3 protein-coding genes are annotated in these 2,077 nt (G+C 65.0%); 1 reads left to right on the top strand and 2 read right to left on the bottom strand.

From position 1 onward, the window contains the following. Positions 1 to 398: C40 family peptidase (locus ACLMAL_RS39440; protein WP_412003739.1), on the top strand; the 398-nt coding region annotated here is incomplete at its 5' end. Positions 399 to 465: 67 nt separating this feature from the next. Here ACLMAL_RS39440 and ACLMAL_RS39445 read toward each other — a convergent pair. Beyond that, a complete protein-coding gene (locus tag ACLMAL_RS39445) occupies positions 466 to 1,677 on the bottom strand; it encodes a transglycosylase SLT domain-containing protein (protein ID WP_412003740.1) in 1,212 nt (403 codons plus the stop codon). Next, positions 1,677 to 2,077: transglycosylase SLT domain-containing protein (locus tag ACLMAL_RS39450; RefSeq protein WP_412003741.1), on the bottom strand; the 401-nt coding region annotated here is incomplete at its 5' end. The genes ACLMAL_RS39450 and ACLMAL_RS39445, both read right to left, overlap by 1 nt.

The following is a 2,077-nucleotide window of genomic DNA, read 5'->3' on the forward strand; positions in this document are numbered from 1 at the left end:
ATTACACAGCAGCGGCTGGGAGCGCCGGCGGCTCGGCTGCCGCGCAGCGGGCGATTCAAGTTGCGCTGGCCCAGACCGGGAAGCCCTATGTGCTGGGCGACGAGGGCCCGAATTCCTTCGATTGCTCGGGCCTGATGCAATATGCCGCTGCTGCCGCGGGTGTCCAGCTACCACGGGTGTCACAGGATCAGTATCGGCTGCTGCCCCAGGTCAACCCGGCGGACATTCAGCCTGGCGACCTGATCTTCCCAGCGGAATCGTTCGAGTCGAACGGACTACCCGGGCACGTCATCATGTACATCGGGAATGGCCAATGCATTGCGGCGTCCAACCCCAGAGTGCCTATCGGAACGGTCCCCTTGCCCAATAACTTCCGTGCCACCCGTTGGACGCAGTAGCGAAGATCCAGCGATTCGGTAGCCGGTGCGGATCGACGTAACCGTCTACGGCGCAGGGCAATCCGAGTCAGTATCCGACGTAGCCGCCGCCGCTGCGCATCTGCACGATGCCCGGCACATTGCCGACCGAGCCGTAACGGTCGATGGAATAGCGCACGCCGGCAATGATGTTGTCGACCGGATTCCAGATGTCGCGATGCCCGGGCAACGCATACGAGTTGAAGGTCGGGTCGATGGTCTGCATCAAACCCTTCGACGGGATCCCGGCGGCGGCGTTGCTGTCCCACAGGTTGATCGCATTCGGATTGCCGCCGGACTCGTGCTGGATGATCGCGGCAATGTCGGCGGGATCGATCTGACGTGTGTCGTAGCCGTTCTGACGCAGGATGTGCATGGCCTCGTTGATCCATTGTCCCTGTTGCCCGGCGGGCCGGGTGCGCGGTGGTCCGCTGCGGGGGCCGCGCGAATCGGGATGGGATGCGCGCCGCGACGGGCGTGGTCTGGCCGGGCGCGAATCCTTCAAATATCGGTCGGCCAGGGCGGCGACCCGGTCGGCGGTGATCGCCGCTGCCGCCTGTCCTTGTCCGAGAACATTTCCGGCACGCTGCAACGCGTTGCCCAGGGTGGCGATCAGAAGATTGCGGCCTGCGGCGGTGTCTTGGACGCTGCCCAATGCCGTCAGTGCGGTATTGACCTCGGCGATGATCGACCCCATGGCCGCGCGCCCGTAGATGGTGTTGTCGACGGCGCCGTCGAGGATACGTCCGAGTTCAGTATTCAACGCTTGTGTGGCGTCGACTTTTCCACCGGTGTTCTGCGTGTTCGCCGCATAGTGCGATCCGGTAAGGCCGTCCCACGCAATCGGTCCGGTCGGCCGTCCCGATAGGAAATCGGGAGGCCGGTACGGCTGCCCGGTGTCGGCGGTGGGCGCACCGCCGCCGTATTGGGCGGCGATCGCCGCGAGCGCTCCCAGCGCGGGGGCCGCGACGGCGGGGGCACCGGCCCAAGCGGCGGCATCGGGTCGTGCGAAAGCCGGCGATCCTGCTGTGGCCGAGGATTGGTCGGCAGGCAGCGGTGTGACGGGGCCGCGGGTGGCCGCGGTTGCGGCGGGTGCGGGTGCGGCCGAGGTGGCTGCCGATGCCGGCGGTGGGATCCGGGCCGGGTTGTTCCGTGTGGCTTTCTTGGCTGGGCGGGTAGGCGCGGTGGTTGTCGCGCCCACCCGGGTGTCGCGGACTTCATCTGGGTCGGGTTCGAGTGGATCCCGATTCGGCGACGCCATCAGTACGGTTCGTACGGTCGGCCGGCGCGTACGGCAAGCACACCGGGCACGTTGCTGACCGAACCGTATCGGTTGATGGCGTACCTGACACCGGCGATGATATTGCTGACCGGGTCGTAGATGTTGTCGTAGCCCGCCAGCTTGTTGCCGTCGAATGTCGGGCCGATGGTCTGCATCAAACCGATCGACGGCGTTCCGTTTCTCGCGTTGATATCCCAGCCATTCCTGGCGTATGGATTGCCGTTCGACTCGTGCTTGATGATGATCTCGATGGCTTGCGGGTCGATCGTGCTGACGTCCATGCCGTGTGCCTTCATGATTATCAGCGCCTGTTGAATCCACTGTCCCACAGTGCCGCTCGGCATCGGACCGATTGGACTCGGTGTTACCGGTACATATC

Source organism: Nocardia sp. CWNU-33 (genome assembly GCF_046764895.1).
Lineage (GTDB): Bacteria > Actinomycetota > Actinomycetes > Mycobacteriales > Mycobacteriaceae > Nocardia.